Source organism: Streptomyces sp. NPDC001194 (assembly GCF_042896985.1).
Classification (GTDB): domain Bacteria; phylum Actinomycetota; class Actinomycetes; order Streptomycetales; family Streptomycetaceae; genus Streptomyces.
Genome location: NZ_JBIAXU010000008.1, coordinates 117737 through 138112, shown reverse-complemented (window position 1 = coordinate 138112; position 20376 = coordinate 117737). Strand labels below are relative to the sequence as shown.

The window sequence follows — 20376 nt, the reverse complement described above, 5'->3', positions numbered from 1 at the left end:
CCCAGGGTATCGGGCCCTCCCCCCGTCCGGGGACCCGCCCGTTTCCGGACGGGGGGGCGGGACCCCCGGGGGGTGCCGCGGTCAGTGGAGGGCGGCCTCCAGGGCGGCGGCCAGGGCGGCCGCGGCGGGGAGCGGGAGCGGTTTGCCGTCGGGGTCGACCACGTACAGGGAGTCCACGGCGTTCGCGCCCAGCGTCGACACGTGCGCGCTGCGCACCCGCACCCCGGAGGACTCGAGTGCGCGCCCGATCCGGTGCAGCAGACCCACCGCGTCGGGGGCCCGCACCTCCAGGACCGTGGCCAGCGAGGACACCTCCGGGACCGCCGTGACGCGGGGCGGCGGCGGGACCACGCCGCGCCGGCGCGGGTACGCCGCCTCGCGGTCCGCGAGCTTCGCCGGGACGTCCAGCGAGCCGTCGAGCGCCCGGATCAGGTCCGTCCGCAGCCGCGCCGCCTCGGGCAGCGCCCCGTACTGCGCCGCCACCCGCCAGTGCAGGACGAGCACCTCGCCCGCCAGATCGGACAGTTCCAGGGAGCGCAGGTCCGCGGCCCGGACCGTGAGCCGGTGCAGGGCCAGTACGCCGGCCACCGCCGGCAGGACCCCCGGCTGGTCCGGGACCGCCACCACGAGTTCGACGCCGACCGCGTCGTCCTCCTCCTGGCGCGCGTGCAGCGCCAGGACCGGCTCCCCGGTGCGCAGCGCCTCCACCGCGAGGCGTTCCTGCTCGGTCGTCGCGATGGCCGGTTCCGCCGCCGGCTGCGGCGCCCCCCGCAGCACGGAGGCCACCCGTCCCACCAGGTCCGCCACCAGTGAGCCGCGCCACGTGCTCCAGGCCGCCGGGCCGGTGGCCAGCGCGTCGGCCTCGGTCAGCGCGTGCAGGATCTCCAGCGTGCCGAGCGATCCCACGGCCTGCGCGACCGAGCGGACCGTGGCCGGGTCGTCGAGGTCGCGCCGCGTCGCGGTGTCGATCAGCAGCAGGTGGTGCCGTACGAGGACCCCGAGGACGGCGGCGTCCCGCTCGTCGAAGCCCACGCGTACGGCCACGTCGTGGGCGATCGTCTCGCCCGCCACCGAGTGGTCCCCCGGCCAGCCCTTGCCGATGTCGTGCAGCAGGGCGGCCATCAGCAGCAGGTCGGGCCGGCCGACCCGGCGGGTCAGGGCGGAGGCCCGTACCGCCGTCTCCACGAGGTGGCGGTCGACCGTCCAGGTGTGCACGGGATTGCGCTGCGGCCGGCACCGCACCCGCTCCCAGTCGGGCAGCAGCCGCGTGATCAGGCCTTCGGCCTCCAGCGCCTCCCAGACCGCCACCGTCGGCTCCCCCGCCCCCAGCAGGGTCAGCAGCTCCTCCCGCGCCTCGGCGGGCCACGGCACCGGCAGCGGCTTGGCCTGCGCCGCGAGCCGTCGTACGGCGTGCAGCGACACCGGCAGCCCGGCCTGCGCGGCCGCGGCCCCGAAGCGCAGCGCCAGTACGGGATCGCGGTCGGGCCGGGCGGCCAGGGCCAGGACCGCCTCGCCGTCGGACTCCACGACCCCCTCCGCCAGCGGGGCCCGCTCGGCCGCCGCTGCCCCCCGGGTGCCCAGCAGCCCGCGCAGCCTCGGCCGGGCCGCGCGGGCCCGCAGGACGCGCCCGACCTCCCGCCAGGTCACGTCCCCGGCGTACGCGACGACCCGCGCGGCCTCGTACACCTCGCGCAGCAGCGCGTCCGCGTCGAGCAGCCCCAGCTGGGCGGCCACCTGGTCCTGTTCCTGGAGCGCGAGCCGGTCGGTGGCCCGGCCGGTCACCAGGTGCAGCGCGTCCCGCGCGTCCAGCAGCCGCCGCCGGGCCTCGGCCAGCCCCTCGCGCGGGGCGTCGGCCAGCCAGGACGCGGCGACCGCCCGCAGCGCGGTGGCGTCGCGGAGCCCGCCGCGGGCCTCCTTGAGGTCGGGCTCCAGCAGGAAGCGCAGCTCCCCGGCCTGCTCGGCCCGCTCCCGGCACAGCGCGTGCAGCTGCGGGAGCCTCTTGGCGGCCTGGTTGCGCCAGTCGGCCAGTACCGAGGTGCGCAGGCCCGCGAGCAGCCCCGCGTCGCCCGCGACCGGCCGGGCGTCCAGCAGCCCCAGGTGCACCTTGAGGTCCTCGGCGGCGGTCTTGCGGGCCTCGCCGGGGGTCCGCACCGAGTGGTCGAGGGCGACGCCCAGGTCCCACACGGGGTACCAGATCCGGTCGGCCAGTGCGCTCAGTGCCCGCGGCTCCGCCTTGCCGTCGTGGAGCAGCAGCAGGTCGAGGTCGCTGCGCGGGGAGAGTTCGGCGCGCCCGTAGCCGCCGACGGCCACGAGGGTGGCGCCCCGCACCCCGGTCTCCCGCAGGGCCGTGGTGAACAGGGCGTTCAGCCAGTCGTCGGTCAGCCCGGCCAGCGCGGAACGCCGCGAAGGCCCGGACCGCGACTCCTCCTGGAGGAGTCGCAGCCGGGCCGCGGCGTACCCGCTGGGTCCCGAGCCGGACGGTTCGTCGGAATCGCCCGTCATGGTCTCTTCGACGCTCGTCACCCAGGAGCTCCCGTCGCCTAGAGCGCTTCTGCGCCGCGCTCGCCGGTGCGGACGCGGATGATCGCGTCCACGGGGACGCTCCACACCTTGCCGTCACCGATCTTTCCGGTGCGGGCGCCCTGCACCAGGACGTCCATCACCGATTCGGCGTCGTCGTCCTCGACGACCACCTCGATACGGATCTTCGGTACGAGGTCCACGGTGTACTCGGCGCCGCGGTAGACCTCGGTGTGACCGCGCTGGCGGCCGTACCCGCTGGCCTCGGAGACGGTGAGCCCCTGGACTCCGAACCGCTGGAGGGCGTCCTTGATCTCGTCGAGCCGGTGCGGCTTGACGATCGCGGTGATCAGCTTCATGCGTCAACCTTCTTGCTCGCGGCGGCAGCGGGGGCGTGTGCGGCGGTGCTCCGGGAGGAGGCGCCGCCACCGGCTCCGCTGAAGTCGTAGGCGGTCTCGGCGTGCTCGACCTGGTCGATGCCGGAGACCTCGTCGTCCTCGGTGACCCGCATTCCGATCGTCTTGTCCAGCAGGAAGGCGAGGACCGCGGACACGACGAGAGAGTAGGCGAGGACCGAGAAGACTCCGATGGCCTGCTTGCCCAGCTGTTCCAGGCCGCCGCCGTAGAAGAGGCCGGCCGCGTCCGACTGGACCCCGCCGGTGGCGAAGAAGCCCACGAGGAGCGAGCCGATGACCCCGCCGACGAGGTGGACGCCGACGACGTCGAGGGAGTCGTCGTAGCCGAACTTGTACTTGAGGCCGACCGCCATGGCGCAGACGAGGCCGGCGATGGCGCCGATGGCGATCGCGCCGAGCGGGGAGCAGGAGCCGCCGGAGGGGGTGATGGCGACGAGGCCCGCGACCGCGCCGGAGGCGGCGCCGAGGGTGGTGAAGGAGCCGTGGCGCAGCTTCTCGTAGGCGAGCCAGGCGAGCATGGCGGCGGCGGTGGCGACCTGGGTGTTGACGAACATGACCGCGCCCACGCCGTCGTCGTTGCCGAGCCAGGAGCCGGCGTTGAAGCCGAACCAGCCGAACCAGAGCAGACCGGCGCCGAGCATCACGAGCGGGAGGCTGTGCGGGCGCATCGGGTCGCGCTTGAAGCCGACGCGCTTGCCGATGACCAGGATGACGCCGAGGGCCGCGGCGCCGGCGTTGATGTGGACGGCGGTGCCGCCCGCGAAGTCGATGACGCCGAGCTCGAAGAGCCAGCCGCCGGCGCCCCACACCCAGTGGGCGACGGGGAAGTAGACGACGGTGACCCACAGGGCGCTGAAGAGGGCCCAGGCGCTGAACTTCACGCGGTCGGCCAGGGCGCCGCTGATCAGGGCGGGGGTGATGACGGCGAACATCAGCTGGAAGACGGCGAAGACGTAGACCGGGATGGTGTACCCGTCCCACAGCTCGGTGATGCCGATGCCGCTGAGGCCGACGTAGTCGGAGGACCAGCCGATGAGGCTGCCGGAGTCGGTGCCGAAGGCGAGGCTGAAGCCGTAGAGGACCCAGAGGATCGTGACGATCCCGAGGCTGATGAAGCTCATCATGAGCATGTTGAGGCTGCTCTTGACGCGGACCATGCCTCCGTAGAAGAAGGCGAGCCCGGGGGTCATCAGCATGACCAGGGCGGAGCAGATGAGCATGAACCCGGTGTTCGCGGCAGAGAGCGTCGGGGCGTCTGCCGCGAGGGTCGTGATGGCTGATGCCATCGGCGTCTCCTCGTCGTCGGTACGTTCGCGTGCGGGCGATCGTGAAAACCTGAGCGGCGCAAGGCGTAAGGCCGGGGGGTGGGGGCCTGGGGGCTGGCCGGTTATTGGCCCTGAGATTCGCGCAGGCCGGTTTCCGGCGGCGCCGCTGGGTGTTTCGCAGCCGTGACGAAGAGGTCTGCTGTGTTACGCGTCCATGAACGGGACCGGGACGTCAGCCGGCCGCGGCAGTACCCGGGGGACCTGGCTGGGGGAGCCTGATCGGGCTTCACGGGGTGACTGCCGCGGCCGGGGCCTTCGGGGGCGGCCGCGCGGGGCCGTCAGACGGCCTCGGCGGCCTCGGGGAGCCGGGAGGCGAGCTGGTCGGTCAGCCGGACCACGTCGGCGACGTCGCCGTACTCGCGGGCGGCGCTGTCGACGGTCTTGCGGATCCGTGTGTTGACCCGTTCGGACCGCACCTTTTCCGCCACCTTCAGGGCGTGGTCGACGAGGACGACGGCCTGCTCGGGCTCGCGCCGGAGCAGGTGCACGGTGGCCATGCCGATCAGGTTGAGGCTGTACGAGCGCTGGTGCTCCTCGTCCTTCTCGAAGAGGTCCACGGCCCGCTGCATCACGGGTTCGGCGAGGGAGGCGTACATGGGGCTGCGCCCGGCCACGTAGGCCAGGTCGCGGTACGAGTGGGAGTTCTCGCCGTTGAGCTCGGCCTCGGAGAAGAAGCGGATCCAGTCGGGTTCGGGCTCGCCTCCGAAGTCGACGTCGGAGAAGGTGTCCTCGGCCATCCGGACGGCTCGTTTGCAGCGGCTGGGCTGGCCCATGTTGGCGTAGGCGCGGGCCTCCATCGCATACAGCATGGCCTGGGTGCGCGGGCCGGCGCAGTCGCGGCTGCCGTACTGCGCGAGGTGGATGAGTTCCAGGGCGTCCTCGGGGCGGCCGAGGTGGATCATCTGGCGGCTCATGCTGGAGAGGATGTACGAGCCGAGCGGCTTGTCCCCGCCCTCCTTGGCGGCGTGCAGCGCGAGGACGAAGTACTTCTGCGCGGTCGGGTGCAGGCCGATGTCGTAGCTCATCCAGCCGGCCAGTTCGGCGAGTTCCGCGGCGACCTTGAAGAGCCGGCGCATGACGGGGGCCGGGTGGTTCTCCTGGAGCAGGTCGGTGACCTCGTGCAGCTGGCCCACGACGGCCTTGCGGCGCAGTCCCCCGCCGCACTGGGCGTCCCACTGGCGGAACATGACGGTGGTGGCTTCGAGGAGGCCGAGTTCCGGTTCGGAGAGACGGGGCGGGCGGTGGCCGCTGAGGGCGCCGGGCGCCCCCGCCTCGCGGGGGCCCGGGTCGACGGCGGCGACCGGGACGAGCCAGCGCTGCATGGGCTCGATGAGGGCGGGGCCGGCGGAGAGCGCGAGGGAGGTCCCCAGGAAGCCGCGGCGGGCCAGCATCAGGTCGCTGCGGGAGAACTCCCCCAGCAGCTCGACGGTCTGCGGGCCGGCCCAGGGCAGGTCGACGCCGGAGACGGAGGGCGTCTGGTGGGCGGTGCGCAGGCCGAGCTGCTCGATGGCGACGACGGAGCCGAAGCGCTCGGAGAACAGCTCGGACAGGATCCGCGGGACGGGCTCGCGGGGCTGCTCGCCGTCGAGCCAGCGGCGGACGCGGGAGGTGTCCGTGCTGATGTGGTGGGCGCCCATCTGCCGGGCTCGCCGGTTCACCTGGCGGGCGAGCTCGCCCTTCGACCAGCCGCTGCGGACGAACCAGGAGGTCAGTTGCTCATTGCGGGCCGCGGAGCCCGGGACCTCCGGCTCCACGCTCGTTCCGCTTGCGCCGTTGCCGCTCACTGGAACGCCCCCATCCACTCAGCCTCTTCACACGAAACCCTGGCTGGGGCGGCGAGCGCCGCCACGGACCTTCACAGGTCCTCCACACGTTGCCTCCGGCATAACCACGGACGGCCCGCCTTCGGGGTTTGGTGCACTGAAAGTAATCCTACGATCACCCCCTCCGCGAGGTCGATTCCAGAAACGCCACCATTCGCCACCCCTTTGAATGAACTAGCCACCCGCCAGGCGCGATTCACTTGACACCGAGGCGAAAACGATCGGATGGACGGGAGTGCGGTGGGGGCGCGCGCGGCGAGGAGTGCGCCGGGCAGCCCCTCCGGGCACCGGGCTCGCACCCGGCCCCGCATCCCGTCCCGTCGACGTCGTAACCACCTGCGCGTCCGACCCGTTGGAGGGGGCATGGGCATGGGCTTCACGATCGGCGGCAGCCGCAGCACCAAGGAGTTCCGTTCCGGCTCGCGGCGCCGCGGCCGGACCTCGGAGTGCACGGCGGTCGCGGAGTACACCGGACTGTGGGGCTGGGACGTGGTCCCCGGCGCCCGCGCCGCGGCCCCCGCCCGCGGCTGCTCCTGCGGTCATACGAATTGCAGCGCGCCGGGGGCGCATCCGCTGCCCCTCGCTCCGACCGTCCGGGCCGGCGCCACCCTCGACGAGGTCACCGAGGCCTGGAGCGGATACCCGGGCGCGGCGGTCCTGCTCCCCGTCGGCCGCACCTTCGACGTCATCGAGGTCTCCGAGGAGGCGGGGCGCCGGGCGCTGGTCCGCCTGGAGCGGATGGGCCTGCCGCTCGGGCCGGTCACGGCGACCCCGGACGGCCGGGCCCAGTTCTTCGTGGCCCCGGGCGCGGCCGCCGAGCTGCCGCAGCTGCTGTACCGGATGGGCTGGGACGACGCCGACCTCGATCTGCGGGCGCTGGGGACCGGAGCCTTCCTCACCGCCCCGCCGTCCGACTTCGCGGGCCTGGGCCCGGTCGGCTGGCTGCGCCCGCCCGCGCTGGACTCCGCGGGCGGCCCGCCGCAGGCCCGGCTGCTGCTGGGCACCCTCGCGTACATCTGCCACCGGCTGCGGCGCTAGGGGGCCCCGGAGGGCCTACGGCGGCGCCCCCGGGTTCCGGGCGGAACGCGGGGGCGCCGTCGTGCGTACGGTCTGCGCTCAGTCGCCGATCAGGGCGTCCACGAACGCCTCCGGCTCGAAGGGCGCGAGGTCGTCGGGGCCCTCGCCGAGGCCGACGAGCTTGACCGGGACGCCGAGCTCGCGCTGGACGGCGACGACGATGCCGCCCTTGGCGGTGCCGTCGAGCTTGGTCAGCACGATGCCGGTGATGTCCACGACCTCGGCGAAGACGCGGGCCTGGGTCAGGCCGTTCTGCCCGGTGGTGGCGTCCAGGACCAGCAGGACCTCGTCCAGCGGGCCGTGCTTCTCCACGACGCGCTTGACCTTGCCGAGCTCGTCCATGAGCCCTGTCTTGGTGTGGAGGCGGCCGGCGGTGTCGATGAGCACCACGTCGGCGCCCTCGGCGATGCCCTCCTTGACCGCGTCGTAGGCGATCGAGGCCGGGTCGCCGCCCTCGGGGCCGCGTACCGTACGGGCGCCCACGCGGTCGCCCCAGGTCTGGAGCTGGTCGGCGGCGGCGGCGCGGAAGGTGTCGGCCGCGCCCAGCACCACGGAGCGGCCGTCGGCGACGAGCACGCGGGCCAGCTTGCCCGTGGTGGTGGTCTTGCCGGTGCCGTTGACGCCGACGACCATCACGACACCCGGGGTGTCCATGCCGCTCTCGGTCTTCACGGCGCGGTCGAAGTCGGTGCCGACCAGGGTCAGCAGCTCCTCCTTGAGCAGGGCGCGCAGGTCCGCGGGGGTGCGGGTGCCGAGCACCTTGACCCTCTCGCGGAGCCGGTCCACGAGCTCCTGCGTCGGCACGACACCGACGTCGGCGATCAGGAGGGTCTCCTCGATCTCCTCCCAGGTGTCCTCGTCGAGGTGCTCGCGCGAGAGCAGCGTGAGCAGCCCCTTGCCGAGCGAGTTCTGCGACCGGGCGAGGCGGGCGCGCAGCCGGACCAGGCGGCCGGCGGTGGGCTCGGGCACCTCGATCTCGGGTGCGGCCGGCGCCTCGGGCTCGGCGGCGGTGGCGGGAGCCTCGGGAGCCGCAGCCTCCGCTTCGGGGAGGACGACCTCCTCGATGGTGCGGCGGGGCTCTTCCGCCGTCTCTACGGCGTCCTCCCCCACCTGCGGCTCGGCGGGCGGGGCAGTGATGGTCGGCGTGCTCGGCGGCGGCGAGGGCGGCAGCTGCTTCTTCTTGCGGCTGCTGACCACGAGCCCGCTGATCGCGCCGACCGCGACCAGGGCGATGACTACGGCAAGGATGAGGATGTCCATAACCCGTCCAGTATCGGCCACGGCGGCCCCGGACCCCCGACTCCTGCGGTTCCGGCAGGGCCGTAACCCTCCATTTGTGGACTTCGAGGCACATCTACGATGATGGGCGACTTACCCGTACGCCCTGCCCACCGGAGTACCGCATGCCTGCCGAGCCCGCCGACGGCGCGATAGCGACGCCGACCGAGACGTCCGCCGGGGCGCCCGTCGAGACCTCGGCCGAACGGTCGGTCGAGACCCGGGGCCTGGAGCCCGTCCCGGACGGCGAGCGCGGCGGCCGCGTCCGCGAGCTCGTGCCCACCTGGGTCGCCGCCAACATCAGCGTGCTGCTGCTGACCATGGGCGCCGGCCTGGTGATCTTCAACGAGCTCAACATCTGGCAGGTGCTGGTCGTCGCGATCGCCGCGCCCGTCGTCTCGTACGGGCTCGTCGGGCTGATCTCGATCGCCGGGAAGCGCGGCGGCGCCCCCGGCATGGCGCTCTCGCGGGCCGTGTTCGGCCAGCGCGGCAACCTGTTCCCCGGCGCCCTGATCTGGGTCGCCCGCTGGGGCTGGGAGACCATCAACGCGGTCAGCGGGGCCTTCGCCATGCTCACCGTGCTGGACCTGCTGTTCGGTGTGCGCAAGAACACCACCCTGATCGTGGTCACCCTGGTGCTCTTCGTCGGCTGCACCTTCCTGGTGTCCGGCCTCGGCATCAGCGCGCTGCGCGTGTGCTCGACCTGGTCGACGTACCTCTTCGGCGGCTTCAGCGTGCTCGTGCTCGGCTATCTGGTCGTGGAGAGCGACTGGTCCGCCGTCTTCGACAAGCCGGCCGGCTCGACCGCGATGATGATCGCCGGTATCGGCACCATCGCCGCGGGCGGCATCAGCTGGGTCCCGTCCGGCCCGGACTTCACCCGCTACCTGCCGCGTACGGCCTCGGCCAAGGGCATGGTCGGTGCGACGATCGGCGGCGCGGCCGTCGTCGTGATCCCGATGGTGCTGATGGGCGCGGTCATGGCGGTGGGCACCCCGGACCTGGCCACGGCGCAGGACCCGGTCTCCTTCATCGGCAATCTGCTGCCCGCCTGGATCGCGGTGCCGTACCTGCTGATCGCGCTCGTCGGCATGCTGCTGATCAACTCGATGTCCATGTACTCGGCCGGCTTCACGGCGCAGACCCTCGGCATCAAGGTCCCGCGCGCGGCGGCCGTCAGCGTCAACGCCGTCATCAGCCTGGTCTTCGGCTTCCTGCTGATGGTGGTCGCGACCAGCTTCTTCGGCTCGTTCATCTCCTTCCTGACCCTGCTGGCGGTGGCGTTCTCCGCGTGGATCGGCGTCTTCGGCGTGGACATGCTGCGCCGGACCTCGTACGACGGCGCCGCGCTGCTGGACACCACCCGCACCAGCGCCTACTGGTACCGGGGCGGGTACGCCTGGCAGGCCATGACCGCGTGGGGCGCGGCCCTGGTGGTGGGACTGCTCTTCACCAAGGTCGACTGGTTCGGCGGGCCGCTCGCCGGCACCTGGGTCGGCCGCAACGGCCTGGGCTGGGCGGCCGGCATCGTCACCTCGGGCGTGCTGTACGCCGTGCTGCCGCGCACGGCGGCCGCCGCGGGCTCCGCCGCCGCCGGGGCCGAGGAACCCGAGCCCGCGGCCGCCGGATCCCTGTCCAACTGACGCCACGTCAGCTACCGTCCCCCGGCGGGCCACCCGCAGGCCCGCGCACCCACATCCGGCGAAGGGGGACTTCTCCATGCCCATCACCGTGGCCCGGTTCAATCTCGTCGACCCGAACGGCACCCCCGAGACCCTCTCCGCCCGCTACAAGGCCGCGCTGGAGATGGCGCGGTACGCGGACGACCGCGGCATCGACACCGTCCAGACCGAGGAGCACCACGGCGCCGCCGACAACTGGCTGCCCTCGCCGTTCGCCTTCGCGGGCGCCGTCTTCGGCGCCACCCGCCGGATCGCGGTCACCGTCTCGGCGATCATCGGCCCGCTGTACGACCCGCTGAAGGTGGCGGAGGACATCGCGGTCCTGGACCTGCTGAGCGGCGGCCGCCTGGTCACGGTCGCGGGCATCGGCTACCGGCCCGAGGAGTACGAGCAGCACGGCGTCGAGTGGGGCCGGCGCGGCCGGCTCCAGGACGAGCTGCTGGAGACCCTGCTCCAGGCGTGGACGGGCGAACCGTTCGCGTACCGGGGCCGTACCGTACGGGTCACCCCGCGGCCCTTCACCCAGCCGCATCCGCTGCTCCTGGTCGGCGGCAGCTCCAAGGCGGCGGCCCGGCGCGCGGCCCGGCTCGGGCTGCCGTTCTTCCCCAGCGCGCACCTGCCGGAGCTGGAGGCGTACTACCAGGCCCAGCTCGCGGAGCACGGGACGGAGGGCTTCTGCATGATGCCCGCCGCCGAGACGCCGCTGCTGCACATCGCGGAGGACCCGGACCGGGTCTGGGCCGAGTACGGGGACCGCTTCCTGCACGAGGCGGGCATGTACGCGTCCTGGCAGTCGAAGGACATCCGCAGCGCCGTGCGGTCGTCCGCGCGCTCGGTCGCGGAGCTGCGCGCGGAGGGGGTGTACCGGGTGCTGACCCCGGACCAGGCGGTCGCGTACGCCCGGGGGGCGGGCGAGGCGGGGAACCTGGTGCTGCACCCGCTGTGCGGCGGGATGCCGCTGGACGAGGGCTGGCGCAGCCTGCACCTGCTCTGCGAACAGGTACTGCCCCGGCTCAAGGACTGAGCCGGGGCAGTATCGAGGAGAAGGGGTGTTGGCGGGGGTGGTTACCCCATCTCCTCCAGCGCCCTGCCCTTGGTCTCCGGCACCCATTTGAGGATGAAGGGGATCGAGAGCAGCGCGAAGAACGTGTAGATCATGTAGGCGCCCGAGAGGTTCCAGTCGGACAGCGACGGGAACGTGACGGTGATGACCCAGTTGGCGATCCACTGGGCCGCGGCGGCCACGCCCAGGGCGGCGGCGCGGATGCGGCCGGGGAACATCTCGCCCAGCAGCACCCAGACCACCACGCCCCAGGAGAGGGCGAAGAACAGGACGAAGAGGTTGGCCGCGACCAGGGCGGTGATGCCCTGCGCGTGCGGCAGCGAGATGTCGTCACCGGTTCCGGTCTTGAACGAGAAGGCCCAGGCCGCCGTGCCGAGCGACAGCGCCATGCCGATGGAGCCGATGAGGGCGAGCGGCTTGCGGCCGAGCCGGTCCACGAAGATCATCGCGATCACCGTGCCGATGATGTTCACGACCGAGGTCTCGAAGGAGTACAGGAACGAGGAGCTCGCGTCGATGCCGACCGACTGCCACAGCGAGGAGCTGTAGTAGAAGATCACGTTGATGCCGACCAGCTGCTGGAAGACCGAGAGGCCGATGCCGATCCAGACGATGGGCAGGAAGCCGAAGCGGCCGCCGAGCAGGTCCTTGAAGGTGGACTTCACCTCGGAGCGCATGGAGTGGTCGATCTCGCGGACGCGGGCGTCGGCGTCGATGCCCGAGCCCTCTACCTCGCGCAGCACCTCCTTGGCCTTCTCCGTGCGGCCGACCGAGACGAGGAAGCGCGGGGACTCCGGGATGACGAAGGACAGCAGGCCGTAGAGCACGGACGGGACGACCATCACGCCGAGCATCCACTGCCAGGCTTCCAGACCGCCGATCTCACCGCGCTGCTCACCGTCGGCGAGGTTGAGGATGCCCCAGTTGACCAGCTGCGAGACGGCGATGCCGATGACGATGGCCGCCTGCTGGAAGGAGGCGAGGCGGCCGCGGTAGGCGGGCGGGGAGACCTCGGCGATGTAGGCGGGGCCGATGACCGAGGCCATGCCGATGCCGAAGCCGCCGATGACGCGCCACATGGCGAGGTCCCAGAGGGCGAACGGGAGGGCCGAACCGATGGCGCTCGCCGTGAACAGGACGGAGGCGATCTGCATGCAGCGGATTCGGCCGATCCGGTCGGCGAGGCGGCCCGCGGTGGCGGCGCCGATGGCGCAGCCGATCAGGGCGGCGGCGATCACCTGGGCGAGTGCGGCCGATCCGACGTCGAAGCGTTCGCGGATGGCTTCCACGGCGCCGTTGATGACGGAGCTGTCGTAGCCGAAGAGGAAGCCGCCCATGGCAGCGGCCGCGGTGATGAAGATGACGTGGCCGAGGTGGTCGGGCTGGGACGCGTTTCCACCGCCCGACGCGGGTGCGTTCGCTGTGCTGGTCAAGGTGCGCTCCTGGGCCCGGCGGCGACGGCGGGCTGTGTGGGGGTTCCGTTGTTGCTTGCTCGTGTTCCTCTAGTGGCGCACAGCAAACTGCTTGCCACCACCTGAACGTCAACACGGCACAGCAGAGCCTATGGCTTCACTTTCCGAAGTCAATAGGGGAGATGAACCCGATTCTTCACAGAGCTGACCCCGAGGCGATCCCGGGTTGTGTTCATTAAATGAAGTGAAAGGGTCAACGAAGACGCTGGCTGATCACCTTGGAGACGCCGTCGCCCTGCATGGAGACGCCGTACAGCGCGTCGGCGACCTCCATCGTCCGCTTCTGGTGGGTGATCACGATCAGCTGCGAGCTCTCCTGGAGCTCCTCCATGATCCGGATCAGCCGCTGCAGGTTGGTGTCGTCGAGCGCGGCCTCGACCTCGTCCATCACGTAGAACGGGCTGGGCCGGGCCTTGAAGATGGAAACGAGCAGGGCGACGGCCGTCAGCGAGCGCTCGCCGCCGGAGAGCAGCGAGAGCCGCTTGACCTTCTTGCCGGGCGGGCGGGCCTCCACGTCCACGCCGGTGGTCAGCATGTTGTCGGGGTCGGTGAGGATCAGCCGGCCCTCGCCGCCGGGGAACAGCCGCGAGAACACGCCCTCGAATTGCAGGGCCGTGTCCCGGTAGGCCTCGGTGAACACCTGCTCGACGCGCTCGTCGACCTCCTTCACGACCTGAAGGAGGTCGGCCCGGGTCTTGCGGAGGTCCTCCAACTGCTCGCTGAGGAAGCGGTGGCGCTCCTCCAGCGCCGCGAACTCCTCCAGGGCGAGCGGGTTGACCTTGCCGAGCTGCTGGTACGCGCGCTCGGCCGCCCGCAGCCGCTTCTCCTGCTGGGCGCGTACGAAGGGACCCGGCTCGGCTTCGGCGTCCGGGTCCTCGCCTTCGGCGGGCGGGCTCGGCGGTACGGGCTGGTCCGGCCCGTACTCGGCGACGAGCCCCGCCGCCTCCATCCCGAACTCCTCGAGGGCGCGCGACTCCACCTGCTCGATGCGCAGCCGCTTCTCGGCGCCGAGCACCTCGCCCCGGTGTACGGAGTCGGTGAGCTTGTCGAGCTCGCCCTTGAGGTCGCGGCCCCGGTTCCGGGCCTCGGCGAGTTCCCGTTCGCGCAGGCCCTTGGCGTGCTCGGCGGCGGCGCGCTCCCCTTCGGCGCGGCGGAGCGAGACCTCCAGGTGGGCGAGGAGCTGCCGGGCCCCGTCGGCGACGGCGCGGGCGACCTCGGCCTCGTGCCGCAGCCGGACCCGGCGGCGCTCGGCGCGGGCGCGGGCCTCGCGTTCGGCGCGGGCGCCGCGGTCCAGGGAATCGGCCCGGCCGGCCAGCCCCTTGACCCGCTCCTCGTGCGTCCTGAGCTGCAGCCGGGCTTCCATCTCGGTCTGGCGGGCGTTGGCGCCGTCGGCGGCGAGCCGGTCCCGTACGGCGGTGTCCGGCTCCTCCTCCACCGGCATCTCCTCGGCGACGGCGAGCCGTTCGGCGCACTCCTCGACCTCGGCCAGCGCCTGCTCCAGCGCCTCCTGCGCCTTGGCCGCTGCGGCGGCGCTGCGCTCGGCCTCGCCGGCGGCGCCCTTCGCCTGCCCGGCGAGGCGCCCCAGCTGCTGCGCCACCCCGGCCCGGGCCTGTTCCCCGGCCCGGCGCCGCTCGCCGATCTCGTCGACCCGCGCGACGAGCTCGCGCCGCAGCTCCTGGGCCCGGTCCCGCGCGCAGGCGCCGTCCGCGCACTCGCCGTCCAGCCGCACCAGTTCCGCGTCGGCTTCGTCCACGGCGGCCTGTACCTCGATCAGGCTGGGCGCTCCGGCGGAGCCCCCGTGCGCGAGGTGCGCGCCGAGCACGTCCCCGTCCCGGGTCACGGCAACGAGACCGGGCCGCGCCCCGACGACCCGCTCGGCCTCGTCGAGCCCCTCGACGACGACGTACTCCCGCAGCACCCACCCCACGGCCCGCACGACCCCGGCATCCCCCTGCACGAGTTCCCCGGCGGGCACGGGGCCCGGGGCACAGCCCCGCCACGCGGTGGAGGGGGCGGGGGACGCGCCCCGCGGCCCGGCACCGTCGGCCTCGAACTCCCCCGGGTCCGGGGATTCGGCGGAACGCCCCGCCGGAGTCGGCGATTCGGCCGCACGGCCCCCCGGGGCCGGGGCCTCACGACCCCCCGGAGTCGGGGATTCGACGGAACGGCCCGCCGGGTACGGGGCCGCGGTGGGACGGCCGGCCGGGGACAGGGCGTCCGCGCCGGTGGCGGCCTGCCCCGGGAAGGGCGTCCCGGGCGCCGCACCCGCGCGGGGCCCGGCCTCCGGGGCGCCGCCCGGCGCTGCGGCCCGGCCCGGGAGGGGGTCCGCGGCCGAACGGGACGCCGGATCCGCGTCGTCCGCGCCGCCGCCCGCGGCGACCGCCTGGCCGGGGAAGGCGATCGCGGACGGCGAACCCGCCTGGGGCCGGGCCTCGCCCTGGTCCGGGATCGGGACCCCGGCCGGCGGAGGTGCGATCAGGAGCGTGGCCCGGCCCGCGTCCGTGGCGCGCAGGTGCCGGATGGCGTCGGCCGCCGCCGCCGGCGAGGACACCGCCAGCGCGTCCGCGGCCACGCCGAGCGCCGCCGCCACCGCCACCTCGTACCCGGGAGCCACCGACAGCCGCTGTGCCGCCGGCCCCAGCAGCCCGGCCAGCCGCTCGCGCGCGGCGAGCAGCGCTCCCGTGCCGTCCTTCCTGCGCAGCCCGAGCGCCAGGGCGTCGCGCCGCGCCGACACCGCCGCCCGCGACTTCTCCGCGGCCGCCACCGCGTCCCGCGCCTGCGCCAGCGCGGCCTCCGCCGCGGCCAGCTCCGACCGCGCCGCCGCGTACTCCTCGTCCACCGCCGGGTCTTCGAGTCCGCCGACCTCCTCGGCCAGCGCCTCGTACTCCGCCTGCGCGGCCCCGGCGCGGAGCTCGGCCCCGTCCCGCGCGGCCACCAGCCGGTCGATCTCCGCCTGCGCGGCCCCTGCCCGGGACCGGGCGGCGCCCAGCCGGCCCGTCAGCCGCGCCAGCCCCTCGCGCCGGTCCGCGATGGCCCGCGCCGCGTCCCGCAGCCGCCGCTCCTCCGCGGCCAGCGACCGCTCCAGCTCCGCCCGGTGCTCGACGGTGTCCTCCAGCGCCCGCGACGCCGCCTCCAGAGCGGCCGTCAGCTCCGCCTCCTGCTCGCGGATCCGCGCGGCCTCCCGCTCCATGTCCTGCGGGTCGCGGCCGCGGCGCTCCTCCTCCGGGGCCGCGGCCGAAGCGGACTTGACCCGCGCGTCGGCCAGGGACACGGTCCCCCGTACCCGCTCGGCCAGCTGCGACAGCTCGTACCAGGTCTGCTGAGCCCGCTGGAGCCGCGGCGTCAACTGCCGCACCGTTTCCTCCAGCTCCGCCTCGCGCCGCAGCGCCTGCGCCAGCTGGGCCTCGGCCGCCTCCTTGCGCTCCTTCAGCGCCGCCTCGTCCGCGATCTCCGCGTCGAGCGCGCCCCGCAGCGTCACCAGGTCGTCGGCGAGCAGCCGCAGCCGCGCGTCGCGCAGGTCGGCCTGGATGACGGCCGCCCGCCGGGCCACCGCGGCCTGGCGCCCCAGGGGCTTCAGCTGGCGCCGCAGTTCCTCGTTGAGGTCCTGCACGCGCGCCAGGTTCGCCTGCATCGCGTCGAGCTTCCGCAGCGCCTTCTCTTTGCGCTTGCGGTGCTTGAGAACGCCGGCCGCCTCCTCGATGAAGGCGCGCCGGCCCATCGGATCGGCGTGCAGGACGGAGTCGAGCTGGCCCTGTCCGACGATGACGTGCATCTCACGGCCGATGCCGGAGTCGGAGAGCAGCTCCTGGATGTCGAGCAGCCGGCAGGTGTCACCGTTGATCTGGTACTCGCTGCTGCCGCCGCGGAACATGATGCGCGTGATCGTGACCTCGGCGTACTCGATCGGCAGGGCGCCGTCGGAGTTGTCGATGGTCAGGGACACCTCGGCCCGCCCGAGCGGCGGACGCCCGGTGGTGCCGGCGAAGATGACGTCCTCCATCTTGCCGCCGCGCAGGGACTTGGCCCCCTGCTCCCCCATGACCCAGGACAGCGCGTCCACCACGTTGGACTTGCCCGAGCCGTTGGGGCCCACGACGCACGTGATGCCGGGCTCGAAGCGCAGGGTGGTTGCGGAGGCGAATGACTTGAAGCCACGCAGGGTCAGGGACTTGAGGTGCACGCCGCCGGACTCTACCTTTCGCGTGCGGTTTCACCCATGAAGGTGCAGGGCACAACCGACGTCAAAGGATTCGTCCCCCCACCTGGCCCAAGCAAGAAAGAAGGGACGCCGAAGCGTCCCTTGCAGATCATGCGGGGCTGGATTCGAGCGACGGGTAGAGCGCGGATCAGGTGAGCGCAGGCTCCGCCTGGGGTACGTCGATGTCGATGCGGTCCAGCAGCGAGTCTCCGTGCTGAGCGGCGGCCGCGTTCAGCGCGTCGTTTTCGGACTGAATCCGTGTGAGCTCGGACTCGAGGTCCTGGACGCGCTGCTGAAGCCGTCGCATCTCGGCGAGGAGTCGCGGATCGGAACCGCCGACGTAACCGAGAAGCGCCTTTGCCATGATGGATGGTCCTCCACACTGAGTGACCGACCGAAGCGGTGTGGGTCGTGAGGGAATCGCACCCGCGGATGTCCGACAGCGACTGTCAGTCACTGCGCTTCGTACTGCCAGCACTGCCAAACAGCTCAGGTGCGCGGGGCTTCCAGCGTCTCACCAAAAAGTTTGACGGTCAACACGATCACGCCCCGTATCGGCGGGCAGCCCGGTTCTCCCAAGGGACGTGGAGATCGTCCGCTGCTTCGAGCCTTCCACGGAACACCTCCTCCGGCAACGCCTCGACGGCGGAACGTGCAGATCCGGCCGGGTGCGGGCCGCCTGGAGATGTGATCAGTACATGATCAGCCGATCGGTCAACGGATCGCGAACCCGTCGTAGCCACCACGCGGTGTGCCCCAGATCTCTGTCACTCCGTCCACCCTCCCGGGCGTGTCGGCGGAGCGCAGCCAGTCGAGCAGCCGGTGGCAATTCTCACGTTGACCTTCGGCCACCACCTGCACTCGCCCGTCGTCGAGGTTGAGCGCGAACCCGAGGACTCCGCCGATCTCCAGCGCATTGGCCCTGGTGAACCAGCGGAAGCCCACTCCCTGTACACGGCCGCGCACCCACGCGGTCATGCGGACATCTTCGTTCATGCGTGAACGCTAACGGGGCGGGGAGATTCGCCCCACATCGCCCCGGCTCCCCTTCGCGTACAGTCGCGCAGCAGTGAACTCACCCATTTGGGTGCGTAAGGGATGATCTTGAGCCGCAAGGAAGGCACGTCGCCGATGGGACGCCACCGACTTCACGCCGCGCCGGTCCGCGACGGCAACCGCCGCACCCTCGTGCGCACCGCCCTGCTCGGAGGCGCCGTGGCCGTGGTCCTCGGCACCGCGGCGGTGACCACGGGCATGGTGCCGGTCGGCGGCTCCTTCCCCTATGTCGGCGTCAGCGCCGACGGCTCGACCACGAAGACGCAGGCCGGGGCCGCCACGGAGGCCTCGCCGAGCCCGGCCCCCGTGCCCGAGCGGCAGGGCGGCCTCGCCAACCTCTCCGGCCGCGCTTCCTCCGACCCCGACTCGGACGCCCCGTCGCCCTCGGCCTCCCGCTCGGCGTCCCCCTCGGCCTCCCCCTCGCCCTCGGCCCCGTCCGCCCCGTCGGCAACGCCGAGCCCCTCCGCCTCACCCACCCCGCCGGCCTCCGCATCGGCCCCCGCCAAGGTGCAGGCGAAGCCGCAGCAGAGCCCGCCGCCGGTCCCGGTGCCCGTGCCGCCGAAGAGCGCCGCGCCCAAGCCGCCCGCCCCGCCGGCCGCACCCAAGCCGCCGGCTCCGCCCGCGCCGTCGGCAACACCGACCCCGCACGCCCCGTCGGCAACGCCGGTCCCGACGCCCGACGACGGCCACTCCGCGGAGGAGACCGCCGTGGTCACCCTGGTCAACCAGGAGCGCGCGCAGGCCGGCTGCGGTCCGGTCCGGGCGAATCCGCCGCTCGCGGCGCTGGCCGGCGCCTTCAGCAAGGACATGGCCGCCCGCGGCTTCTTCGACCACACCGACCCCGACGGGAACACCCCGTGGGACCGCGCCACCAAGGCGGGCCTCTCCGGGCTCGGCGGCGAGAACATCGCCCGCGGCCAGGGCGACGCCCAGGCGGTCATGAACGCGTGGATGAACAGCCCCGACCACAAGGCGAACATCCTGAACTGCGAGTTCCGCACCCTCGGCGTCGGCGTGTACGTCGCCGCCGGCGGCCCCTGGTGGACTCAGGACTTCGGCTTCTGACAGGCAGTGCGCTTACCGATCGAAAGCGCACCCTTCTGGACAGCGCTGTCCGGAGTTAAGCTGGTCGGCATGGAGACTGAACCGCCGTTCGACGCCTTCGCGCGCGCGTGCCCCTCCCGGGAGACCCTGGAGCACGTCACGGGCCGCTGGGGCAGCCTCACGGTGGGCGCCCTGCGCGACGGCTCGTGCCGGTTCAACGAGCTGCGCCGCAAGGTCGACGGCGTGAGCGAGAAGATGCTCTCCCAGACCCTGCAGGCGCTGGAGCGCGACGGCATCGTCAACCGCGAGGCGCAGCCGACGAACCCGCCGCGCGTCGACTACGAGCTGACCCCGCTCGGCGTCGAGATCGCCGACCGGCTGCTCGCGCTCATCCACTTCCTCGAAGGCAGCATGCCCCGGGTCATCGACGCGCGGGAGTCCTACGACGCCACGCGCGGCGGCCGCTGACAGCGCGGGCAGAAGTAGCTGGACCGGTTCATCCACGGGCGGCGGCGCATCGGGGTGCCGCAGCGCCGGCAGGGCTCGTCCTCGCGCCCGTAGGCGTCGAGCGACCGGTCGAAGTAACCGGATTCGCCGTTCACATTGACGTACAGGCTGTCGAAGCTGGTGCCGCCGACGTCGAGGGCCGCGGTCATCACGTCCCGCACGTGGCCGAGCAGTTCCGTGCTCCGGGGGCGCGTCAGCGTGGCGGTGGCGCGCTCGTAGTGCAGCCGCGCCCGCCACAGTGCCTCGTCGGCGTAGATGTTGCCGACGCCGCTGATCAGGGACTGGTCCAGCAGGGCCCGCTTGACGGTGGTCCGCTTGGCGCGCAGCGCCGCGTGGTAGGCGGCCTCGTCGAAGAGGGGGTCCAGGGGGTCCCGGGCGATGTGGGCGATGACGTCGGGCAGCCCGTCGGGCGTGTTCTCGTGGAGCGAGAGCCCGCCGAAGGTCCGCTGGTCGACGAAGCGGAGCTCGGTCCCGGCATCGTCCGCGAAGCGCACGCGGATGCGCAGGTGCTTCTCGTCGGCGGCCCCTTCCGGCTGCACCAGGAGCTGTCCGCTCATGCCGAGGTGCCCGAGGACCGAGAGGTCCCGCCCCTCCAGGGGCAGCCACAGGTACTTGCCGCGCCGCTGCGGGACGCCGATCGTCCCGCCCGTGAGCCGGGCGGCGAAATCGGCCCCGCCCGCCGGGTGACGGCGTACCGCGCGCGGGTGGAGCACCTCGACGGCCGCGACCGTCCGGCCTGCCACCCAGCGTTCCAAGCCCCGCCGTACGACTTCGACTTCGGGCAGCTCGGGCACGGCGGTCCTCCGGGGGCGATGCGGTCGTGATGCGTTCTGGCGGCTCCCCGCGAGCGTACCGGCCCCGGGCCGGCCCGCCCCGCCCGGCCCGGAAACGGGGCCGCCCGCCCCTGCGCGGTGG

Annotated in this window: 15 protein-coding genes; 5 read left to right on the top strand and 10 right to left on the bottom strand. The window is 73.1% G+C overall.

From position 1 onward, the window contains the following. Window positions 1-81 precede the first annotated feature (81 nt). From ACFY1T_RS19410 to ACFY1T_RS19395, 4 genes are all read right to left on the bottom strand, one after another. On the bottom strand, window positions 82-2502 hold the full coding sequence (locus ACFY1T_RS19410) for a [protein-PII] uridylyltransferase (RefSeq protein WP_390789279.1): 2421 nt from the start codon (window positions 2500-2502) through the stop codon (window positions 82-84). Window positions 2503-2540: 38 nt separating this feature from the next. Next, a complete protein-coding gene (locus tag ACFY1T_RS19405; protein ID WP_099889273.1) occupies window positions 2541-2879 on the bottom strand; it encodes a P-II family nitrogen regulator in 339 nt (112 codons plus the stop codon). Next, the gene (locus ACFY1T_RS19400) at window positions 2876-4222 is read right to left on the bottom strand and encodes an ammonium transporter (protein ID WP_030859871.1); all 1347 of its coding nucleotides are present in this window, start codon (window positions 4220-4222) and stop codon (window positions 2876-2878) included. Before ACFY1T_RS19400 ends, ACFY1T_RS19405 begins: the two co-directional genes overlap by 4 nt. 317 nt (window positions 4223-4539) lie before the next feature. Continuing rightward, window positions 4540-6045, bottom strand: a complete 1506-nt coding sequence (locus tag ACFY1T_RS19395) for a hypothetical protein (protein WP_390789217.1) — start codon at window positions 6043-6045, stop codon at window positions 4540-4542. A gap of 408 nt (window positions 6046-6453) precedes the next feature. Between ACFY1T_RS19395 and ACFY1T_RS19390 the strand changes: the two genes are divergently transcribed. Beyond that, the gene (locus tag ACFY1T_RS19390) at window positions 6454-7122 is read left to right on the top strand and encodes a bifunctional DNA primase/polymerase (protein ID WP_390789216.1); all 669 of its coding nucleotides are present in this window, start codon (window positions 6454-6456) and stop codon (window positions 7120-7122) included. 78 nt (window positions 7123-7200) lie between these two features. Here the strand turns inward: ACFY1T_RS19390 and ftsY are convergent, their stop codons facing one another. Continuing rightward, window positions 7201-8421, bottom strand: a complete 1221-nt coding sequence (gene ftsY / locus ACFY1T_RS19385; protein WP_390789215.1) for a signal recognition particle-docking protein FtsY — start codon at window positions 8419-8421, stop codon at window positions 7201-7203. A gap of 143 nt (window positions 8422-8564) precedes the next feature. Here ftsY and ACFY1T_RS19380 point away from each other — a divergent pair, with 143 nt between their 5' ends. Together ACFY1T_RS19380 and ACFY1T_RS19375 are read left to right on the top strand one after the other, a co-directional pair. Continuing rightward, on the top strand, window positions 8565-10082 hold the full coding sequence (locus ACFY1T_RS19380; RefSeq protein ID WP_390789214.1) for a cytosine permease: 1518 nt from the start codon (window positions 8565-8567) through the stop codon (window positions 10080-10082). Between the two features lie 76 nt (window positions 10083-10158). Beyond that, window positions 10159-11145, top strand: a complete 987-nt coding sequence (locus tag ACFY1T_RS19375; protein ID WP_390789213.1) for an LLM class flavin-dependent oxidoreductase — start codon at window positions 10159-10161, stop codon at window positions 11143-11145. Window positions 11146-11186: 41 nt separating this feature from the next. On the opposite strand, the gene ACFY1T_RS19370 is transcribed toward ACFY1T_RS19375, so the two are convergent. The 4 genes from ACFY1T_RS19370 to ACFY1T_RS19355 all read right to left on the bottom strand — a co-directional run bounded on the left by ACFY1T_RS19370 (window position 11187) and on the right by ACFY1T_RS19355 (window position 17850). Then, on the bottom strand, window positions 11187-12617 hold the full coding sequence (locus ACFY1T_RS19370) for a sugar porter family MFS transporter (RefSeq protein ID WP_390789212.1): 1431 nt from the start codon (window positions 12615-12617) through the stop codon (window positions 11187-11189). Window positions 12618-12849: 232 nt separating this feature from the next. Then, window positions 12850-16836, bottom strand: coding sequence for an AAA family ATPase (locus tag ACFY1T_RS19365; protein ID WP_390789211.1), 3987 nt, complete (start codon window positions 16834-16836; stop codon window positions 12850-12852). 166 nt (window positions 16837-17002) lie between these two features. Next, window positions 17003-17218, bottom strand: a complete 216-nt coding sequence (locus ACFY1T_RS19360; RefSeq protein ID WP_030859887.1) for a hypothetical protein — start codon at window positions 17216-17218, stop codon at window positions 17003-17005. Window positions 17219-17568: 350 nt separating this feature from the next. Beyond that, the gene (locus ACFY1T_RS19355; protein ID WP_030859890.1) at window positions 17569-17850 is read right to left on the bottom strand and encodes an acylphosphatase; all 282 of its coding nucleotides are present in this window, start codon (window positions 17848-17850) and stop codon (window positions 17569-17571) included. A 135-nt stretch (window positions 17851-17985) separates the two neighbouring features. On the opposite strand from ACFY1T_RS19355, the gene ACFY1T_RS19350 reads away from it, so the two are divergent. Both ACFY1T_RS19350 and ACFY1T_RS19345 read left to right on the top strand, forming a co-directional pair. After that, window positions 17986-18975, top strand: coding sequence for a CAP domain-containing protein (locus ACFY1T_RS19350; protein WP_390789210.1), 990 nt, complete (start codon window positions 17986-17988; stop codon window positions 18973-18975). Window positions 18976-19044: 69 nt separating this feature from the next. Then, window positions 19045-19422, top strand: coding sequence for a winged helix-turn-helix transcriptional regulator (locus ACFY1T_RS19345; RefSeq protein WP_390789209.1), 378 nt, complete (start codon window positions 19045-19047; stop codon window positions 19420-19422). On the opposite strand, the gene mutM is transcribed toward ACFY1T_RS19345, so the two are convergent. Continuing rightward, window positions 19395-20255, bottom strand: a complete 861-nt coding sequence (mutM, locus tag ACFY1T_RS19340; RefSeq protein WP_390789208.1) for a bifunctional DNA-formamidopyrimidine glycosylase/DNA-(apurinic or apyrimidinic site) lyase — start codon at window positions 20253-20255, stop codon at window positions 19395-19397. The genes ACFY1T_RS19345 and mutM overlap by 28 nt on opposite strands. Window positions 20256-20376: the final 121 nt, after the last annotated feature.